The organism is Streptomyces sp. NPDC059740 (genome assembly GCF_042733155.1).
In the GTDB taxonomy this organism is placed as follows: Bacteria; Actinomycetota; Actinomycetes; order Streptomycetales; family Streptomycetaceae; genus Streptomyces.
The window spans coordinates 30,800-49,129 of sequence record NZ_JBHWGP010000029.1 but is presented as its reverse complement, the minus strand read 5'-3'; the positions used below and the strand labels follow the sequence as shown (position 1 = coordinate 49,129).

17 protein-coding genes are annotated in these 18,330 nt (G+C 73.7%); 15 read left to right on the top strand and 2 right to left on the bottom strand.

Annotation, left to right across the window (positions count from 1 at the left end; genetic code table 11):
- Positions 1 to 54 precede the first annotated feature (54 nt).
- Positions 55 to 816, bottom strand: coding sequence for a DUF2470 domain-containing protein (locus ACFV3R_RS26270; protein ID WP_385588049.1), 762 nt, complete (start codon positions 814 to 816; stop codon positions 55 to 57).
- A 186-nt stretch (positions 817 to 1,002) separates the two neighbouring features.
- Between ACFV3R_RS26270 and rpsD the strand changes: the two genes are divergently transcribed.
- Positions 1,003 to 1,614 (top strand): 30S ribosomal protein S4, encoded by a 612-nt coding sequence (gene rpsD, locus ACFV3R_RS26265; RefSeq protein WP_385588046.1) that lies wholly within the window; start codon positions 1,003 to 1,005, stop codon positions 1,612 to 1,614.
- A gap of 204 nt (positions 1,615 to 1,818) precedes the next feature.
- Here the strand turns inward: rpsD and ACFV3R_RS26260 are convergent, their stop codons facing one another.
- Positions 1,819 to 3,972: an ATP-binding protein gene (locus ACFV3R_RS26260; protein ID WP_385588043.1), complete on the bottom strand. Its 2,154-nt coding sequence runs from the start codon at positions 3,970 to 3,972 to the stop codon at positions 1,819 to 1,821.
- A gap of 557 nt (positions 3,973 to 4,529) precedes the next feature.
- Between ACFV3R_RS26260 and ACFV3R_RS26255 the strand changes: the two genes are divergently transcribed.
- The 14 genes from ACFV3R_RS26255 (at position 4,530) to nusB (ending at position 18,321) form a co-directional block, all read left to right on the top strand.
- On the top strand, positions 4,530 to 4,979 hold the full coding sequence (locus ACFV3R_RS26255; RefSeq protein WP_385588168.1) for a DUF948 domain-containing protein: 450 nt from the start codon (positions 4,530 to 4,532) through the stop codon (positions 4,977 to 4,979).
- 8 nt (positions 4,980 to 4,987) lie between these two features.
- Positions 4,988 to 5,356, top strand: a complete 369-nt coding sequence (locus ACFV3R_RS26250; RefSeq protein ID WP_385588041.1) for a hypothetical protein — start codon at positions 4,988 to 4,990, stop codon at positions 5,354 to 5,356.
- Complete coding sequence (gene alaS, locus ACFV3R_RS26245) at positions 5,356 to 8,025, top strand: alanine--tRNA ligase (RefSeq protein ID WP_385588038.1); 2,670 nt, start codon at positions 5,356 to 5,358, stop codon at positions 8,023 to 8,025. Before ACFV3R_RS26250 ends, alaS begins: the two co-directional genes overlap by 1 nt.
- Before the next feature lie 3 nt (positions 8,026 to 8,028).
- On the top strand, positions 8,029 to 8,493 hold the full coding sequence (ruvX, locus tag ACFV3R_RS26240) for a Holliday junction resolvase RuvX (RefSeq protein ID WP_385588035.1): 465 nt from the start codon (positions 8,029 to 8,031) through the stop codon (positions 8,491 to 8,493).
- A gap of 124 nt (positions 8,494 to 8,617) precedes the next feature.
- Complete coding sequence (mltG, locus tag ACFV3R_RS26235) at positions 8,618 to 10,546, top strand: endolytic transglycosylase MltG (RefSeq protein WP_385588032.1); 1,929 nt, start codon at positions 8,618 to 8,620, stop codon at positions 10,544 to 10,546.
- Entirely contained in the window at positions 10,527 to 11,366 is an 840-nt protein-coding gene (locus tag ACFV3R_RS26230; RefSeq protein ID WP_385588029.1) for a shikimate dehydrogenase, read from the top strand. The genes mltG and ACFV3R_RS26230 overlap by 20 nt, the downstream gene beginning before the upstream one ends.
- 112 nt (positions 11,367 to 11,478) lie before the next feature.
- A complete protein-coding gene (gene aroC, locus ACFV3R_RS26225; RefSeq protein WP_385588026.1) occupies positions 11,479 to 12,663 on the top strand; it encodes a chorismate synthase in 1,185 nt (394 codons plus the stop codon).
- 5 nt (positions 12,664 to 12,668) lie between these two features.
- Positions 12,669 to 13,196: a shikimate kinase gene (locus tag ACFV3R_RS26220; RefSeq protein ID WP_385588023.1), complete on the top strand. Its 528-nt coding sequence runs from the start codon at positions 12,669 to 12,671 to the stop codon at positions 13,194 to 13,196.
- A complete protein-coding gene (gene aroB, locus ACFV3R_RS26215; protein ID WP_385588020.1) occupies positions 13,193 to 14,287 on the top strand; it encodes a 3-dehydroquinate synthase in 1,095 nt (364 codons plus the stop codon). The genes ACFV3R_RS26220 and aroB overlap by 4 nt, the downstream gene beginning before the upstream one ends.
- A gap of 131 nt (positions 14,288 to 14,418) precedes the next feature.
- Positions 14,419 to 14,856 (top strand): type II 3-dehydroquinate dehydratase, encoded by a 438-nt coding sequence (gene aroQ / locus ACFV3R_RS26210; protein WP_385588017.1) that lies wholly within the window; start codon positions 14,419 to 14,421, stop codon positions 14,854 to 14,856.
- Positions 14,857 to 15,118: 262 nt separating this feature from the next.
- The gene (locus ACFV3R_RS26205) at positions 15,119 to 16,039 is read left to right on the top strand and encodes an AAA family ATPase (RefSeq protein WP_385588015.1); all 921 of its coding nucleotides are present in this window, start codon (positions 15,119 to 15,121) and stop codon (positions 16,037 to 16,039) included.
- Positions 16,040 to 16,144: 105 nt separating this feature from the next.
- The gene (locus tag ACFV3R_RS26200) at positions 16,145 to 17,254 is read left to right on the top strand and encodes an aminopeptidase P family protein (protein WP_385588012.1); all 1,110 of its coding nucleotides are present in this window, start codon (positions 16,145 to 16,147) and stop codon (positions 17,252 to 17,254) included.
- A 66-nt stretch (positions 17,255 to 17,320) separates the two neighbouring features.
- Complete coding sequence (gene efp / locus ACFV3R_RS26195) at positions 17,321 to 17,887, top strand: elongation factor P (protein WP_385588009.1); 567 nt, start codon at positions 17,321 to 17,323, stop codon at positions 17,885 to 17,887.
- 2 nt (positions 17,888 to 17,889) lie between these two features.
- Positions 17,890 to 18,321, top strand: a complete 432-nt coding sequence (nusB, locus tag ACFV3R_RS26190; RefSeq protein WP_385588006.1) for a transcription antitermination factor NusB — start codon at positions 17,890 to 17,892, stop codon at positions 18,319 to 18,321.
- Positions 18,322 to 18,330: the final 9 nt, after the last annotated feature.

Here is an 18,330-nt window from a genome sequence, read left to right as displayed (position 1 = left end):
TGGGCCGGGAGCGACGGCCTGCCCCGGCCTCACGTCGTGGCAGAGCCCGCCGCCTCAGGCCGTGGCAGCGGCCTCGAAGAGGCGGTGCATGGCGCGCCGCAGCCCGGTGAGGTCCGTCACCGGCTCGGGGAAGTCGAAGCGCGCGTCGAAGAGGGGCTGCCGGCCGTCGGTGAAGCGGACCCGTAGCCCGAGGCGGTCCAGAGCCACCGGCACGGCGTCGCCCTCCGTCCCGCACACCGCCCAGGACCGCTCGCCCAGCAGCGAGCAGAGGCTGCCGACGTCCTGGCCGTGGTGGGCGTACAGGTGCTGGAGGAGCTCCGCCTCGTGGGCGGCGAACGGGTCGGGGGCGGCCTCGGCGAAATCCTCGGGCTCCACGGTCTCCGCGCCCCACAGGTCGTCCACGGTGGCCTCGCCGACCTCCAGGCGCAGGATCGTCCAGGGCGCCACCGCCGCACCGCCGTCGACCGCGGCTTCGGGCACCATGTCCAGCAGCTCGCCGACCGGTGCGCGCTCGGCGAGCAGCTGTACTGCCTGCGCGCGCTCGGCCGCCGGGAGCGGGGTGAGCCAGCCGGCGATCCAGGCCCGCCCGCGGATGCGGTGGGGGACGGAGACCGGCGCGACGTCCGTGAGTTCCATCACGGCTGTGAGGTCGTCGTCCTTCGCGCGGAGGGCGGCGCGGGCCGCCGGGCACGAGGAGGGAACCACCAACAGCACGTCCGCGGAGGGGGTGAGGGCCCAGCAGCGGGGTCCGAAGGCCCCGTCGCAGCCGCCCGGGGAGGCGTCCTCGGGGACGCCGGGGACGCTCAGCGAACCCATACCATGGAATTCGAGGAGAGTTCGTACGCGCTCAGCGGCTGTCGGCTGCTGGGCGTCTTCCACGGGACGCGGCTGATCCGTCCCTGTGTACCCGGTTGCACTGGTCACGGAACTCCCTGGTCGAGACATGCGTCCTCCTCCGCGCTAAGGTAAGCCTCACCTAACTTACATGGAGGTCTGTTCCCCGTGAACCAGTCGCGTCCCAAGGTCAAGAAGTCGCGTGCGCTGGGCATCGCCCTGACGCCCAAGGCGGTCAAGTACTTCGAGACCCGTCCCTACCCGCCCGGCGAGCACGGCCGTGGCCGCAAGCAGAACAGCGACTACAAGGTCCGGCTGCTGGAGAAGCAGCGGCTGCGCGCCCAGTACGACATCAGCGAGCGCCAGATGGCGCGTGCCTACGACCGCGCTCGGAAGGTCGATGGCAAGACGGGCGAAGCCCTCATCGTCGAGCTTGAGCGCCGTCTGGACGCGCTCGTCCTGCGGTCCGGCCTGGCCCGCACCATCTACCAGGCGCGCCAGATGGTCGTGCACGGTCACATCTCGGTCAACGACCGCAAGGTCGACAAGCCGAGCTTCCGCGTCTCCCCCGGTGACGTGGTGATGGTCCGCGAGCGCAGCCGCGAGAAGCACCCCTTCCTCGTGGCCCGCGAGGGCGGTTACGCCCCCGACGGCGAGACCCCGCGCTACCTGGAGGTCAACCTCCAGGCGCTGGCGTTCCGCCTCGACCGCGACCCGAACCGCAAGGAGATCCCGGTCATCTGCGACGAGCAGCTCGTCGTCGAGTACTACGCACGCTGACCGAGCCAGGTTCCACCCCGCCGACGCAGTCAGCGACGGGTCACCTCCGGCCGCGCCCGCAAGCAGGTGGGCGCGGCCCGGTGGTCTCCGGGCCCGGCCGTGGGCCGGTCTCCGTGCGGCGCGGGCGCACCCGCGCCCACCCGGTCGGCCGCGTCCCGCACCTGCGTACGCCCCACGGTGCGCCGCCTCCCGTACCACCGGGCCTCACTTCCCCTTGGGGGCGTCCAGTCCGTCCGGCGCGTTCTGCTCCCGAGCCATTACCGGGCCGGCCGACCCGGCCTCCCGCGGACCCGAGAGGACCGCGCTGCACAGCACCCGCGCCACCGTCTCGTCCAGGTCCAGCCGTCGGCCCTCGGCCCGGCACTCCTCGTAGCGGCGCTCGCCCAGCCGTTGCAGCGCCCGGTCGCGGCAGAGCTGGTGCGGCCGGTTGAAGTAGCGCGAGCCGAACAGCGGCAACCCGACCGAGGGCCAGATCCGCTCCGCCGCCCCCTGGAGCACCGCCGCCTCCTCCGCCGCGGCCCGCTCGCCGCCCGGTGCGGCCACCCCGTCGTCCAGGGTCACCAGTGCCAGCAACTCGATGGCCAGCACCGCCCCCAGCAGGTCGTGGAAGGCGTGGTCGACGGTGAGGGACTCCACCAGCAGGGAGCGGGCCCGCGCCATCTCGCCCCGGGACCACGCGGCGAAGGCCAGGACGAACAGGGCGTAGGCAGCCGTCCAGCGCTCGCCGTGGTCCTGACAGACCTCCTGCACCTCCCGGCACAGCTGCTCGGCCCCCGAAAGGTCGTCCTGGAAGACCAGTGCCAGCGCCAACTCCACCTGCCCCATCAGGACGTTGCTGTTGAGCTCCCCGATGCGCCGGTAGTCGGCCAGCGCCTCCCGCAGCAGCCGCTCCGCCCCCGGCATGTCGTCGCTGAGCAGCGCCAGGCACCCGGTGCGGTGCAGGCCGTAGGCGGCGGCCCGCTCGTTCCCGCTGTGGAGCGCCGCCACCCGGCACTCCTCCAGCGCCGCCACCGCGCCGAGTGCGTCGCCCTGGATCACCGCCACGTAACCGGCCACCCACAGCGCCTTCAGCCGTGCCTCGTCGCGGTGTCCCCGCACCGCGAGCGCCCGGCCCAGCCAGTGGCGTCCCTCGGCGAGCCTGCCGCAGCCCACCCAGTGGAACCAGAGCGTCCCCGCCAGGTACTGGCCGAGGTAGGCCTCCTCCGCGTCCGCCAGGCAGTTCTCCATCGCGAGCCGCAGGTTGGGCATCTCGACGTCGACCCGGGCGGCGACCTCGGTCTGCCGCGGACCGAACCAGTCCAGCTCGCAGGCGGTGGCCAGCCCCACGTACCAGTCCCGGTGCCGTCGCCGCAGTCGCGCGTCGTCGTCCGTCAGCTCCAGCCACGAGGCGCCGTAGGCCCGGACGGTGTCCAGCATGCGGAACCGCAGCCCCGCTGGCCCGGTCGTCCGGGTCAGCAGGGACTGCGCCGCCAACTCCTCCAGGACCTCCAGCACTTCGTGCGCCGGCAGTTCCGCCCCGGAACAGACGTACTCCGCCGCCGAGAGGTCGAAGTCGCCGGCGAACACCGACAACCGCGCCCACAGCAGCCGCTCCCGCGGCTCGCACAGCTCGTGGCTCCAGCCGATCGCCAGCCGCATCGTCCGGTGGCGGGGGAGGGAGCCGGCGGCGCCGCCGGTCAGCAGCCGGAAGCGGTCGTCGAGCCGGTCCAGGACCTGGCGGGCGGACAGGGTGCGCAGCCGGCCCGCGGCCAGTTCGAGCGCCAGCGGCAGTCCGTCCAGCCGCCGGCAGATCTCCAGCGCCGCCGCGCGCTCCGGCCCCTGCGCCGGGAAGCCGGTCACGACGCGCGCGGCCCGGTCGGTGAGGAGTTCGAGGGCGTCCGCCTCCGCCAGCGGCGGCACCACCACGTCGACCTCGCCCGCGAGCCCCAGCAAGCACCGGCCCACGGCCAGCACCCGCAGCCGCGGCAGGCGCCGCAGCAGGTGGTCCGCCAACTCCGCGCAGGCCTGCGCCACCTGCTCGAACCCGTCGAGGACGAGGAGGACCTCGCGGCCGCGCAGATGGTCGACGAGCACCTCGGCGGGCGGCCGGTCGGTGTTGTCGGCCAGCCCCAGCGCCCTGGCCGCGGCGTGCGCCACCACCCCCGGGTCTCGGACGGCCGAGAGGTCGACGCGCCACACCCCGTGCGGGAACCGGTCCTGGACGCCGAACGCCGCCCACCGGGCCAGCCGTGACTTGCCGACGCCGCCCGGCCCCGTCAGCGTCACCAGGCGCGAACGTTCCAGGTCCTCGGCGAGCGCGGCGGTCTCGGCCCGCCGCCCCACGAAACGCCCGAGGGCCACGCCGAGATCGCCCGGCACGTGCAGGACCCGTCCCTCCGGTTCGCCGTCCGCCCCTTCGCCTGCCGCGTCCCCGCCGACGGGCGTCCCCGGCGTTTTGCGGCCGGGCTCCCGGTGCGTCGAGCGGCGGCTGCGGACAGCGGCCGCTCGATCGCCCTCACCGGCCCGCTCGCGCAGCCCCCCGGCGGGGGAGGCACGTTCCTGCGGACCGCCGTGGCGGGGCAGCGCGTCGTCGTCGGCCGGGGCCGGCGGAGCATCGGGGGGACATGCGGGCCTGGGAACGTGGCGCGGGGAGCGTCGCATGGCACACGGAGCGTACTCGCAGGTACGCGGACCGTACAATCGCGCGGTGGGGCGCCGCTGTTCCGGACCGCCGCGCGTGTGGTCGGCGGGGCCCGGCGCGGTAGGGTCGTCAGTCCTGGAACCTGTGGTGGAGGAGCGGGACGCGCGGTGGCCGGAAGGCTGCCGTCCGGCATCCGCGGGGGCGGCCTTCCGGTACCGGAAGCAGCTGCCGGCCCCGGTCCTTCCGCGGCGGTGTCCCGTCCCCGACGTCCCTCGAAGAGAAAGCGGTGCCCGACGTGACCGGTGGTGAGGTGGCCGGGATCCTCGTGGCCGTCTTCTGGGCGATCCTCGTGTCGTTCCTCGCCGTCGCGCTGGCGAGACTGGCACAGACGCTCAGGGCGACGACGAAGCTGGTCTCGCGCGTGTCCGAACAGGCCGTCCCGCTGCTGGCCGAGGCCTCGGCGACGGTGCGCTCGGCACACAGCCAGCTCGCCCGCGTCGACGCGATCACCGCGGACGTCCAGGAGGTCACCGCCAACGCCTCCGCCCTCTCCTCCACGGTCTCCTCCGCGTTCGGAGGCCCGCTGGTGAAGGTCGCGGCCTTCGGCTACGGCGTGCGCCGGGCGCTGGGCCGCAAGGACGCGTCCGGGCCGCCCGAGCCCCCACGAGAACGCCGCCGGGTGGTGGTGGGCCGCTCCGTGCCCGCCGCACGACGAGGGCGGCGCAACCGCCGAACCGAGGACTGATCACAGGCATGTTCCGCCGCGCTTTCTGGTTCACCACCGGCGCCGCCGCCGGCGTGTGGGCCACCACCAAGGTGCACACCAAGCTCCGCAGGCTCCAGCCCGACTCGCTCGCGGCACAGGCCGCGGACCGGGCACTGGCCGCCGGCGCGCGCGTCCGTCGATTTGCGGTGGACGTACGGACGGGAATGGCGGACCGTGAGGAACAGCTTCACGAGGCGCTCGGCCTGCGGGAGGCGGAGCCGGCACGCCGGTTGCCCGCACGCCCGCAGCCGGTGCCCGGTACCGCGCGACTCGGCTCCCACCAGGGGCCCCGCGGCATCGAGCGACACGAGAACACCGGTGAGACCACCGGCCGGAAGAGGAATGAGGACCACTGATGGAGTCGGCTGAAATCCGCCGCCGCTGGCTGAGCTTCTTCGAGGAGCGTGGGCACCTGGTCGTGCCGTCGGCGTCGCTCATCGCGGACGACCCGACCCTGCTGCTGGTCCCCGCGGGCATGGTGCCGTTCAAGCCGTACTTCCTGGGCGAGGTCAAGCCGCCCGCCCCGCGCGCCACCAGCGTGCAGAAGTGCGTGCGCACGCCGGACATCGAGGAGGTCGGCAAGACCACCCGGCACGGCACGTTCTTCCAGATGTGCGGCAACTTCTCCTTCGGCGACTACTTCAAGGAAGGTGCCATCAAGCTCGCCTGGGAGCTGCTCACCTCCTCGGTCGCCGACGGCGGCTACGGCCTCGACCCCGAGCGCCTGTGGATCACCGTCTACCTCGACGACGACGAGGCCGAGCGGATCTGGCGCGAGGTGGTCGGCGTCCCCGCCGAGCGCATCCAGCGCCTGGGCAAGAGCGAGAACTACTGGTCCATGGGCGTCCCCGGGCCCTGCGGCCCCTGCTCGGAGATCAACTACGACCGCGGCCCCGAGTTCGGCGTCGAGGGCGGTCCGGCCGTCAACGACGAGCGCTACGTGGAGATCTGGAACCTGGTCTTCATGCAGTACGAGCGCGGTGCCGGCGAGGGCAAGGAGGACTTCCCGATCCTCGGGGAGCTGCCCAGCAAGAACATCGACACCGGCCTCGGCCTGGAACGCCTCGCCATGATCCTGCAGGGCGTCCACAACATGTACGAGACGGACACCCTGCGGGCCGTCATCGACCGCGCCACCGAGCTGTCCGGCGTGCGCTACGGCGCCGCCGAGAACAGCGACGTCTCGCTGCGCGTGGTCGCCGACCACATGCGCACCTCCGTCATGCTCATCGGCGACGGTGTCGTCCCCGGCAACGAGGGCCGCGGCTACGTGCTGCGCCGCATCATGCGCCGCGCCGTGCGCAACATGCGGCTGCTGGGCGCCACCGGCCCGGTCGTCGGCGAACTCGTCGACACCGTCGTCAAGACCATGGGCCAGCAGTACCCCGAGCTGCTGACCGAGCGCCGGCGCATCGAGACGGTGGCGCTCGCCGAGGAGAACGCCTTCCTCAAGACGCTGAAGTCCGGCACCAACATCCTGGACACCGCCGTCAGCGACACCAAGGCCGCCGGCGGCTCCGTCCTCCCGGGCGAGAAGGCCTTCCTGCTCCACGACACCTGGGGCTTCCCCATCGACCTCACCCTCGAGATGGCCGCCGAACAGGGCCTCTCGGTGGACGAGGAGGGGTTCCGCCGCCTGATGAAGGAGCAGCGCGAGCGCGCCAAGGCCGACGCCCGTGCCAAGAAGTCCGGCCACGTCGACCTCTCCGCCTACCGTGAGGTCGCCGACGCAGCCGGCACCACCCACTTCACCGGCTACAGCTCCACCGAGAACGAGGCAGCCGTCGTCGGCCTGCTCGTCAACGGCGCGAGCGCCCCCGCCGCCGCCGAGGGGGACGAGGTCGAGGTCGTCCTGGACCGCACCCCGTTCTACGCCGAGGGCGGCGGCCAGCTCGCCGACACCGGCCGGATCAAGCTGGACACCGGCGCCGTCGTCGAGGTCCGCGACGTGCAGCAGCCGGTCCCGGGCGTCATCGTGCACAAGGGCGTCGTGCAGGTCGGTGAGGTCGTCCTGGGCGCCACCGCCTACGCCGCCATCGACGTCACCCGCCGCCGCGCCATCGCCCGCGCCCACAGCGCCACCCACCTCACCCACCAGGCGCTGCGCGACGCCCTCGGGCCGACCGCCGCCCAGGCCGGCTCGGAGAACTCCCCGGGCCGCTTCCGCTTCGACTTCGGCTCGCCGACGCCCGTGCCGGGCGCCGTCCTCACCGACGTCGAGCAGAAGATCAACGAGGTGCTGGCCCGCGAACTCGACGTCCGGGCCGAGGTCATGTCCATGGACGACGCCCGCAAGCAGGGCGCCATCGCCGAGTTCGGCGAGAAGTACGGCGACCGGGTCCGCGTCGTCACCATCGGCGACTTCTCCAAGGAGCTGTGCGGCGGCACCCACGTGCACAACACCGCCCAGCTCGGCCTGGTCAAGCTGCTCGGCGAGTCCTCCATCGGCTCCGGCGTGCGCCGCGTGGAGGCCCTGGTCGGCGTGGACGCCTACAAGTTCCTCGCCCGCGAGCACACCGTCGTCTCCCAGCTCACCGAGCTGGTCAAGGGACGCCCCGAGGAGCTGCCGGAGCGCATCTCCGGTGTGCTGACCCGGCTGCGGGACGCCGAGAAGGAGATCGAGCGGTTCCGCGCCGAGAAGGTGCTCCAGGCCGCCGGGGGCCTCGCCGCCGGCGCCCGCGACGTGCGGGGGGTGGCGCTCGTGGCCGCCCAGGTCCCCGACGGCACCACCGCCGACGACCTGCGCACCCTGGTGCTCGACGTCCGCGGCCGCATCCCGTCCGACCGTCCGGCCGTCGTCGCCCTGTTCAGCGTGGCCGGCGGTCGTCCGCTGACCGTCGTCGCCACCAACGAGACCGCCCGCGAGCGGGGCCTGAAGGCCGGCGACCTGGTCCGCGCCGCCGCCAAGGCCCTCGGCGGCGGAGGCGGCGGCAAGCCGGACGTGGCCCAGGGCGGTGGCCAGAACCCCGAGGCCGTCCCGGAGGCCCTCCAGGCCGTCGAGCGCCTCGTGACCGAGGCGGCCTGAGCCGTGCGACGCGGAAGGCGCATCGCCGTCGACGTCGGGGACGCCCGGATCGGGGTCGCCTCGTGCGACCCCGACGGGGTCCTCGCCACCCCGGTGGAGACCGTGCCGGGACGCGACGTCCCGGCCGCCCACCGGCGGCTGGCCGCCATCGTCGCCGAGTACGAGCCACTGGAGGTCGTGGTCGGGCTGCCCCGCTCCCTGAAGGGGACGGAGGGCCCGGCCGCGGCGAAGGTGCGCGCGTTCGCCACCGAGATGGCCCGCACACTCGCGCCGGTGCCGGTGCGGCTGGTCGACGAACGTATGACAACCGTCACCGCGGCCCAGGGGCTGCGGGCCTCCGGCGTACGGTCCAAGAAGGGCCGCTCGGTCGTCGACCAGGCGGCTGCCGTGGTCATCCTGCAGAGCGCACTGGAGACCGAGCGGGTCTCCGGTCAGGCACCAGGTGAACCGGTCCAGCCGGTGACCTGAGGGCGGTACGGTAACGTCTCGCGCGACGGGGCCGGGAACACGGACGGCCCCCGGTGCAGGAAGAGGCCGCGCACGGGCTGAGGTGCCCGGGTGACCGCGCGGGCCTCGCGGCCCTAGGGGATCGATGACTGAGTACGGCCGAGGCTACGGCCATGAACCGTGGCACCCGGAGGACCCCCTCTACGGGGACTCGGGGAACTACGGCGGCCAGGGCGTCCCCCGGGCACCGTCCCACCAGCAGCACCCGCAGGCCGGCCACCAGGCCGACCCCTACGGCCCCCCGGCCGACGGCACCGCCCAGCCCGGCCAGGGCTACCCCGGCCAGGACCACCTGGGCCAGGGCACCTACTACGGCCAGGGCTGGGGCGGCGACCCGCACGGCACCGGCGAACTCCCGATGGACCCCGGCGGCTGGCAGGGCCACCCGTCCTACCCCGCCCAGCCGGCACACCCCGGCGGGCACCACCCCGGGCCCGGCTACCAGGACCCCGGCTACGCCTACGACCCGTACGCGGCCGAGCGGCCCGCCGAGCCCTACGGTGCCGACCCCTACGGCCCCGGCCACGACGCCTACCACCCCGGCGCGGACGCCTACGCCGCCGGGCCCGACGCGTACGGCCGGCACCCGCAGGCCGCCGGACCGGAGACCGCGCAGTTCCCCCACGTCCCGCAGCAGGACGGCCCGCACGGCGGCTGGGACGGTGCGCCCGGTCACGGGCAGTGGCAGGGCGGCGAGGACGGCCACGGACAGTGGGCGGACCCGGACGGCGACCCGCACGGCTGGGCGACCGACACCGGCGAGCACGTCCCCGGCCCCCGCCGCGGCACCCCGGCGGCCACCCCCGGCGACGCCTTCTTCGACGACGGCACCGAGGGCCACGCGGCCTTCGGGGACCACGACCCGGAGCCCGCGGACCCGGACGAGGACGAGGACGGCGACGGCGGACGGCGCGGGCGCCGCGGCGGCGGCAGGCCCAAGCGCCGCAGCGGCCTGGCCTGCCTGACCATGAGCGCCGTACTGGTGGCCGGCGTCGGCGTGGTCGGCTGGTTCGGCTACGACTTCTACCAGACCCACTTCGCCCCGCCCCCGGACTACGAGGGCTCCGGCTCGGGGTCGACGCAGGTCGAGATCCCCGACGGCGCCTCCACCGGCGACATGGGCCGCGTCCTGGAGAAGGCCGGCGTCGTCAAGAGCTCCCAGGCCTTCGTGGCGGCGGCGACCGACAACCCCAAGGGCAACACCATCCAGCCCGGCGCCTACAACATGCACAAGCGGATGTCGGGCGCCGCCGCGGTGAGCCTCATGCTGAACCCGACCAGCCGCAACGGCCTCACCGTCCCCGAGGGCACCCGCAACGCGGGGATCTACAAGCTCATAGACGCCAAGCTCAAGGTGAAGCCCGGCACCACGGCCTCGGTGGCCAAGGAGGACGCCGACAAGCTGGGCCTCCCCTCCTGGGCGGAGCCCGGCCCCGACGTCATGGACCCGCTGGAGGGCTTCCTCTGGCCCTCGACGTACAGCGTCGGCGACCACGCGACACCCGAGTCGGTCCTCAAGGACATGGTCTCCCGGGCCAAGGCCAGCTACACCCGGTACGACCTCGCAGGCCAGGCATCCAAGCTCGGCCTGGACTCGCCCCGCGACCTCGTCACCGTCGCCAGCCTGGTCCAGGCGGAGGGCAAGACGGACGAGGACTTCCGCAAGATGGCGGAGGTCGTCTACAACCGGCTCAAGCCGACCAACACCGACACCAACCAGAAGCTCCAGTTCGACTCGACCTACAACTACCTCAAGGGCCAGTCGAACATCGACATCAGCGAGCGGGAGATCAACTCCGATCAGAACCCGTACAACACCTACACCCACCGGGGACTCCCGCCCGGCCCGATCGACAACCCGGGCCAGGAGGCGCTCAAGGCCACCCTCGCCCCGACGCACGACGGCTGGCTGTACTTCGTGGCGACCGACGGCATGAACAAGACGGAGTTCGCCAGGACCCACTCCGAATTCCTCCGGCTCAAGGAAAAGTTCGATGACAGCTCCGGCCACTGAAACGCGGCACGCCGCCGTCCTCGGTTCGCCCATCGCCCACTCCCTCTCCCCGGTGCTGCACCGCGCGGCCTACGCCGAACTCGGCCTGGCCGACTGGGAGTACGGCCGCCACGAGGTGACCGAGGAGGCCCTGCCCGGCTTCCTGGCGGAACTGGACGCGTCCTGGTTGGGGCTCTCGCTGACGATGCCGCTCAAGCGGGCCGTCATCCCGCTGCTGGACGAGGTCAGCGACACCGCGAGGGCCGTCGAGGCCGTCAACACCGTGGTGTGGACGGCCGACCGCCGCCGCGTCGGCCACAACACCGACGTGCCCGGCCTGGTCGCCGCACTGCGTGAGCGCGGTGTCACCGGCGTGCCGCACGCCGCCGTCCTCGGAGCGGGCGCCACCGCCGGGTCCGCGGTCGCCGCGTTGGCCCGCGTGGGCGTGGCCGAGGTCACCGCCTACGTGCGCAGCGACGCCCGGGCCGAGGAGATGCGCGGCTGGGGCGAGCGGCTCGGCGTCCCGGTGCACACCGAGCCGTGGCGGCGGGCCGCCGAGGCGCTCACCGCCCCCCTGGTGATCGCCACCACGCCGGCCGGCGCCACCGACGAGCTCGCCGAGGCCGTGCCCGAGCGGCCAGGCACCCTCTTCGACGTGCTCTACGAGCCCTGGCCGACCCCGCTCGCCGCGGCCTGGACCAAGCGCGACGGGGTGCTGCTGGGGGGTCTGGACCTCCTGGTGCACCAGGCCGTCCTCCAGGTCGAGCTGATGACCGGCCGCTCCCCGGCGCCGCTCGCCGCCATGCGGGCCGCCGGACAGCGGGCGCTCGCCGGCCGCTGACCACCGCCTGGGGCCGACGCCCCGAGGTCCCGTTCCGTGGACTGCCGCACGGGCCCACCCCGCCGACATGGGAGGATCGGGGAAACATCCCAGGCGCACACGAGGAGCACCGTTGAGCAGGTTGCGTTGGCTGACGGCGGGGGAGTCGCACGGCCCCGCACTGGTGGCGACGCTGGAGGGCCTTCCGGCCGGCGTACCGATCACGACGGACATGGTGGCCGACGCCCTGGCGCGCCGCCGTCTCGGCTACGGCCGCGGTGCCCGGATGAAGTTCGAACGCGACGAGGTCACCTTCCTCGGCGGCGTGCGCCACGGCCGCACCCTCGGCTCCCCGGTGGCCGTCATGGTCGGCAACACCGAGTGGCCCAAGTGGGAGAAGGTGATGGCCGCCGACCCGGTCGACGAGGCGGAGCTGGCCGAACTCGCCCGCAACGCCCCGCTGACCCGGCCCCGCCCCGGCCACGCAGACCTCGCCGGCATGCAGAAGTACGGCTTCGACGAGGCCCGCCCGGTGCTGGAGCGCGCCTCGGCGCGGGAGACCGCCGCCCGGGTGGCGCTCGGCGCGGTGGCCCGCTCCTACCTGGAGCGCACCGCCGGCATCGAGATCGTCAGCCACGTCGTGGAGCTGGGCGCCGCCAAGGCCCCCTACGGCGTGCACCCCAAGCCCTCGGACGTCGAGCGGCTGGACGCCGACCCGGTGCGCTGCCTGGACGCCGCCGCGAGCCAGGCGATGGTCGCCCAGATCGACCAGGCCCACAAGGACGGCGACACCCTCGGCGGCGTCGTCGAGGTCCTCGCCTACGGCGTGCCCGTCGGCCTCGGCTCCCACGTGCACTGGGACCGCCGGCTGGACGCACGCCTGGCGGGTGCGCTCATGGGTATCCAGGCCATCAAGGGCGTCGAGGTCGGCGACGGCTTCGACCTCGCCCGGGTGCCGGGGTCCCGCGCCCACGACGAGATCGTCCCCAGCGAGCACGGCATCCGCCGGGTCTCCGGCCGCAGCGGCGGCACCGAGGGCGGCCTGACCACCGGCGAGCTGCTGCGGGTCCGGGCCGCGATGAAGCCCATCGCCACCGTGCCGCGGGCGCTGCGCACCGTCGACGTCGCCACCGGCGAGGAGTCCGCCGCCCACCACCAGCGCTCCGACGTGTGCGCCGTGCCGGCCGCCGGCATCGTGGCCGAGGCCATGGTGGCGCTGGTGCTGGCCGACGCGGTGGCGGAGAAGTTCGGCGGCGACAACGTGGCCGAGACCCACCGCAACGTCACCTCCTACCTCGAACACCTGGCGATCCGGTGAGCGGCGTGGACCAGGTCCGCCCCCGCCCGCTCGTCGTCCTGGTCGGGCCCATGGGCGTCGGCAAGTCGACGGTCGGCGCGCTGCTCGCCCAGCGGCTGGGCGTGGGCTTCCGCGACACCGACGCGGACATCGTCGCCGCCGCCGGCAGGGAGATCTCCGACATCTTCGTCGACGACGGCGAGGAGCACTTCCGGGCGCTGGAGCGCGAGGCGGTGGCCGCGGCCCTCGCCGCCCACGACGGGGTACTGGCCCTGGGCGGCGGCGCGATCCTCGACGCCGGCACCCGGGAGCTGCTGGCCGGCCTGCCGGTGGTCTTCCTCGACATGGGCGTCGGCGAGGCCGTGCGGCGCGTCGGACTGGACTCGCCGCGTCCGCTGCTGGTGGTCAACCCCCGGCAGCGGTGGCGGCAGCTCATGGAGGAGCGCCGCCCCCTCTACACCGAGGTCTCCCGTGCCGTGGTGGGCACCGAGGGACGGACCCCCGAGGAGGTCGCTGCGGCCGTCCTCGACGCATTGGAGCTGAAGGACGCATGACGAGCGAGCAGGTCACCCGGATCCAGGTCGGCGCCACGGCGGGTGCGGACGCCTACGAGGTGCTGGTCGGCCGGCAGCTGCTGGACGAGCTGCCCGCGCTGATCGGTACCGAGGCGCAGCGCGTGGCGGTGCTCCACCCGGAGGCGCTGGCGGCGACCGGCGAGGCCCTGCGTGAGGACCTCGCGGCCCAGGGCTACGAGGCCGTCGCGATCCAGCTGCCCAACGCCGAGGAGGCCAAGACCGTCGAGGTCGCCGCGTACTGCTGGAAGGCGCTGGGGCAGACCGGCTTCACCCGCAGCGACGTGATCGTCGGCGTCGGCGGCGGGGCCACCACCGACGTGGCCGGCTTCGTCGCGGCCTCCTGGCTGCGCGGCGTGCGGTGGGTCGCGGTCCCCACCACCGTGCTCGGCATGGTGGACGCCGCCGTGGGCGGCAAGACCGGCATCAACACCGCCGAGGGCAAGAACCTGGTCGGCGCCTTCCACCCGCCGGTCGGCGTCCTGTGCGACTTGGCGGCGCTGGACTCGCTCCCCGTCCACGACTACGTCTCCGGCCTGGCCGAGGTCATCAAGGCCGGGTTCATCGCCGACCCCGCCATCCTCGACCTCGTCGAGTCCGACCCGGAGGGCGCCCGGCGCGCCGACGGGCCGCACACCGCCGAGCTGATCGAGCGTGCCATCCGGGTCAAGGCCCGCGTCGTCTCCGAGGACCTCAAGGAGTCGGGGCTGCGCGAGATCCTCAACTACGGCCACACGCTGGCGCACGCCATCGAGAAGAACGAGCGCTACAAGTGGCGGCACGGCGCCGCGGTCTCCGTCGGCATGGTCTTCGTCGCCGAGCTGGGCCGCATCGCCGGACGGCTGGACGACGCGACCGCCGACCGGCACCGGTCCGTCCTCGGCTCGGTGGGCCTGCCGCTGACCTACCGCGGCGACCAGTGGCCCAAGCTGCTGGAGAACATGAAGGTCGACAAGAAGTCCCGCGGCGACCGGCTGCGGTTCATCGTCCTGGACGGCCTGGCCAAGCCCACCGTGCTGGAGAGCCCCGACCCGGCGATGCTGCTGGCCGCGCACGCCGAGATCGCCGAGTGACCACCGTCCTCGAACGGTGACCGGGGCGGTGTCCGCCGGCCCCCGCCGCCACGGCGGGCCCGCGGACACCGCCTTGCAGCGGTGCCCACCGCATCCCACCCCCTGCCCCCCTGCCACTACGAGGTGTCCCCATGACCCGCCGCGTGTTCGTCCTCAACGGCCCCAACCTCGGCCGGCTCGGCTCCCGGGAGCCCGACGTCTACGGCGCGACGAGCTACGCCGGCCTCGTCGAGCAGTGCACCGTGCTCGGCAAGGAGCTGGGCCTCGACGTCGAGGTCCGCGAGACCAACGACGAGGGCGAGCTGGTGCGCTGGCTCCACGAGGCCGCGGACGGCGCGGTACCCGTCGTCATCAACCCCGGCGCCTTCACCCACTACTCCTACGCGATGCGGGACGCCGCGGCACAGCGCACCGCCCCGCTGATCGAGGTCCACATCTCCAACCCGCACGCCCGTGAGGAGTTCCGCCACACCTCGGTGATCTCCGCGGTGGCCAGCGGCACGGTCGCGGGCTTCGGCATCGGCTCCTACCGGCTCGCGCTGCGGGCGCTGGCGGAGGAGCTGGACTGACCCGGTCCCGCGCCGGTGACGCCCCCTCAGGCGGCGGCCCCCCGCCGCAGGCCCCGTGAGGGGCCGTCACCGTGCCCGGCCTCCCGCGTCCCACGGCGGGTTCCGGCCCCTGCGGGGCGACCGCGCTCCCACTGAGCCGGTGGGGAACGGTACCGTTCGCTGTGCCCCTCAGCGTGCCGCCGAAGGGCCCCGGCCCGCGGCGACGTGTCCTCCCGACGCCGGCCGGCACACGTTCCGCCACGCACGAGACGGAGAGCCACCGATGCAGGACGCAGTGGGGCCCTCGCAGCCGCCGGGTTACCGGGCCGCACCCGGCCCGGGAACCCCGCCCGCCGGGCACTGGGGCCAGAGCGCCGAGCAGCCGGCTCCGCACGCCCACCACGCCGGGCACCCCCCGGTGCCGCCGCACCGTCCCGGCCCGCCGCAGGCCCCCGCCGTCCCGCCGCAGCACCCCGCACCGCAGCCGCCCGTCCCGGGCGGGTCACCTGCCGGTGCCTGGCCGGGCCACGGCTACCAGGGGCCGCCGCCGCAGGCCGGCGAGCAGACCGGCCACCTGGCGCTGCCGCCGGGCGCACTGGTGGACCTGCCCAGCCCCCAGCCGGACGCGACGGTGCCGGACGTCGCGCACGCCGCGGTCGCCGTCCTGCTGATAGGGCCCGCCGGCGCCGGCAAGACCAGCGTCGCCCGGCACTGGGCCGACCTGCGGCGGGTGCCCACCGCGCACATCAGCCTCGACGACGTCCGCGAGTGGGTCCGGGCCGGCTTCGCCGACCCGCAGGCCGGCTGGAACGAGCACTCCGAGGCCCAGTACCGGCTGGCCCGCCGCACCTGCGGCTTCGCCGCCCGCAACTTCCTGGCCAACGGCATCTCCTGCATCCTGGACGACGCCGTCTTCCCCGACCGCCCCGTGGTCGGCCTCGGCGGCTGGAAGCGGCACGTCGGTCCGGGGCTGCTGCCGGTGGTGCTGCTGCCCGGGCTGGAGATCGTCCTGGAGCGCAACGCCCGGCGCAGCGGCAACCGTAGGCTCTCCGACGAGGAGGTCGCCCGCATCCACGGCCGGATGGCCGGCTGGTACGGCTCCGGACTGCCCATCATCGACAACTCCTCCCACGACGTGGCGACCACCGCGCGCATGCTCGACGAGGTCGTGGCCCGCAGCCTGGCCTCCCCGCCGAGCTGGTGAGAAAGGCCCGGCCGGCCGCCGTCCGGCGGTGAGGTACGCCGAGCGGGTCACCCTGGCGGCGGCTCCCGGACGGCCCCCGCACGGGCACGCACATAGGCTCGCCACATGTCCGAGCTGTACGCGGTCAGACGCGCGCGACTACGGGACCGGTGCGCCGCCGTGGGCAGCGCCGCGGCACTCGTCTCGCGTCCCGCCAACATCCGGTACCTCACGGGGTGTGCGCCGGCCGGCGCCGCCCTCCTGGTGCACGAAGGGGACGACACCCTGCTGTGCCCGAGCCCCCCGACCGGGGAGCCGTCCGAAGGGCGCCCGGCCGAGGACCTGCGGGTCAGCGTCCTGCCCTCGGCGCCCGGCGGCGACCCGGTGGTGGCCGCCGCGGAGTACGCCGCGCGGGCCGGCGCGGACTCGGTGGCGGTCGAGGAGCACCACCTCACGGTGGCCCGCCACCGCACCATCTCCCTGGTCGTGCCCAGGCTGCGCCTGGACGACCTGGGCTGCGCGGTGGAGACGCAGCGGCTGGTCAAGGACGAGGACGAGATCGCCTGCCTGCGCATCGCGGCGGAGATCGCCGACCAGGCCCTGGGGGAGCTGCTGGAGTCGATCCTGGTCGGCCGCACCGAGCGGCACCTGGCGCTGGAGCTGGAGCGCCGGCTGGTGGACCACGGCGCGGACGGGCCGGCCTTCCCCACCTCGGTGGGCACCGGGCCGCACTCGGGGCGGCCCGGTCACGTCCCCACCGACCGGCGGGTCGAGGAAGGCGACTTCCTGTCGGTGAACGTGGGGGCGAACTACCGCGGCTACCGCTGCGAGATCGGGCGGACCTTCGTCATCGGCTCCACCCCCGCGGACTGGCAGATCGAGTTGTACGATGTCGTCTTCGCCGCTCAGCGGGCCGGCCGGCAGGCGCTGGTGCCGGGCGTGGAGTGCCGGGAGGTGGACCACGCGGCGCGTACCGTGCTGGAGGGCGCGGGGTACGGTGCGGGTCTGGGGCCGCGCACCGGTCACGGTGTGGGGCTCGAAATCGACGAGGACCCCCAGTTGTCCCCCGCGGCCATGGGTAAACTGGACGCTTGCGTGCCGGTCACCGTCGCTCCGGGGGTCCACCTTCCGGGTCGGGGCGGGGTCCGCATCGACGACACACTCGTCGTCCGTCCCGAGACGGACGGCGGGCCAGAGCTACTCACGATCACGACCAAGGAGCTGCTCGCACTGTGAGCCGGAGGTTCACCGCGGACTCTTCTTGCGTTCCCACCCAGCTGTAGTCCAGGAGATTCCGCAACCGTGGCATCCACGAACGACCTCAAGAACGGCCTGGTGCTCAAGCTCGAAGGCGGCCAGCTCTGGTCCGTCGTCGAGTTCCAGCACGTCAAGCCCGGCAAGGGCCCGGCCTTCGTCCGCACCAAGCTGAAGAACGTGCTCTCCGGCAAGGTGGTGGACAAGACCTTCAACGCCGGTGTGAAGGTCGAGACGGCCAACGTCGACAAGCGCGGGATGCAGTTCTCGTACATGGACGGCGACTACTTCGTGTTCATGGACATGGACACCTACGACCAGCTCCACGTCGACCGCAAGACCGTCGGCGAGGCAGCGAACTTCCTCCTCGAGGGCTTCGAGGCGGTCGTGGCGCAGCACGACGGCGAGGTGCTCTACGTCGAGCTGCCGGCCGCGGTCGAGCTCGTCATCAAGGAGACCGAGCCCGGCGTCCAGGGCGACCGCTCCACCGGCGGCACCAAGCCGGCCACCCTGGAGACCGACTACGAGATCCAGGTCCCGCTCTTCATCACCACCGGTGAGAAGATCAAGGTCGACACCCGCTCCGGTGAGTACCTCGGCCGGGTGAACAGCTAACCGTGGCTGCCCGCAACAAGGCCCGCAAACGCGCGTTCCAGATCCTCTTCGAGGCCGACCAGCGGGGTGCCGACGTGCAGACCGTCCTGGCCGACTGGATGCGCCACGCGCGGACCGACCCCCGACAGCCGCCGGTGAACGAGTACACCATGCAGCTCGTCGAGGGCTACGCCGCCCATGTCACCCGCATCGACGAGCTGATCGCCACCTACGCGGTCGGCTGGACGATGGACCGCATGCCGGTCGTCGACCGCAACATCCTCCGGCTCGGCGCCTACGAGCTGCTGTGGGAGGAGGAGACTCCGGACGCCGTGGTCATCGACGAGGCGGTGCAGCTGGCCAAGGAGTTCTCCACGGACGACTCCCCCTCCTTCGTCAACGGTCTGCTGGGACGGCTGAAGGACGTGGGGCCCAAGGCACGCCGCGAGGCGTGAGCCGGGCGC

Coding starts and splice junctions, on each gene's coding strand:
- ACFV3R_RS26270 (WP_385588049.1), bottom strand. CDS start 816: ATGGGTTCGCTGAGCGTCCCCGGCGTCCCCGAGGACGCCTCCCCGGGC.
- ACFV3R_RS26250 (WP_385588041.1), top strand. CDS start 4,988: ATGTTCCGCCGCGCTTTCTGGTTCACCACCGGCGCCGCCGCCGGCGTG.
- alaS (WP_385588038.1), top strand. CDS start 5,356: ATGGAGTCGGCTGAAATCCGCCGCCGCTGGCTGAGCTTCTTCGAGGAG.
- mltG (WP_385588032.1), top strand. CDS start 8,618: ATGACTGAGTACGGCCGAGGCTACGGCCATGAACCGTGGCACCCGGAG.
- ACFV3R_RS26230 (WP_385588029.1), top strand. CDS start 10,527: ATGACAGCTCCGGCCACTGAAACGCGGCACGCCGCCGTCCTCGGTTCG.
- aroB (WP_385588020.1), top strand. CDS start 13,193: ATGACGAGCGAGCAGGTCACCCGGATCCAGGTCGGCGCCACGGCGGGT.
- aroQ (WP_385588017.1), top strand. CDS start 14,419: ATGACCCGCCGCGTGTTCGTCCTCAACGGCCCCAACCTCGGCCGGCTC.
- ACFV3R_RS26205 (WP_385588015.1), top strand. CDS start 15,119: ATGCAGGACGCAGTGGGGCCCTCGCAGCCGCCGGGTTACCGGGCCGCA.
- ACFV3R_RS26200 (WP_385588012.1), top strand. CDS start 16,145: ATGTCCGAGCTGTACGCGGTCAGACGCGCGCGACTACGGGACCGGTGC.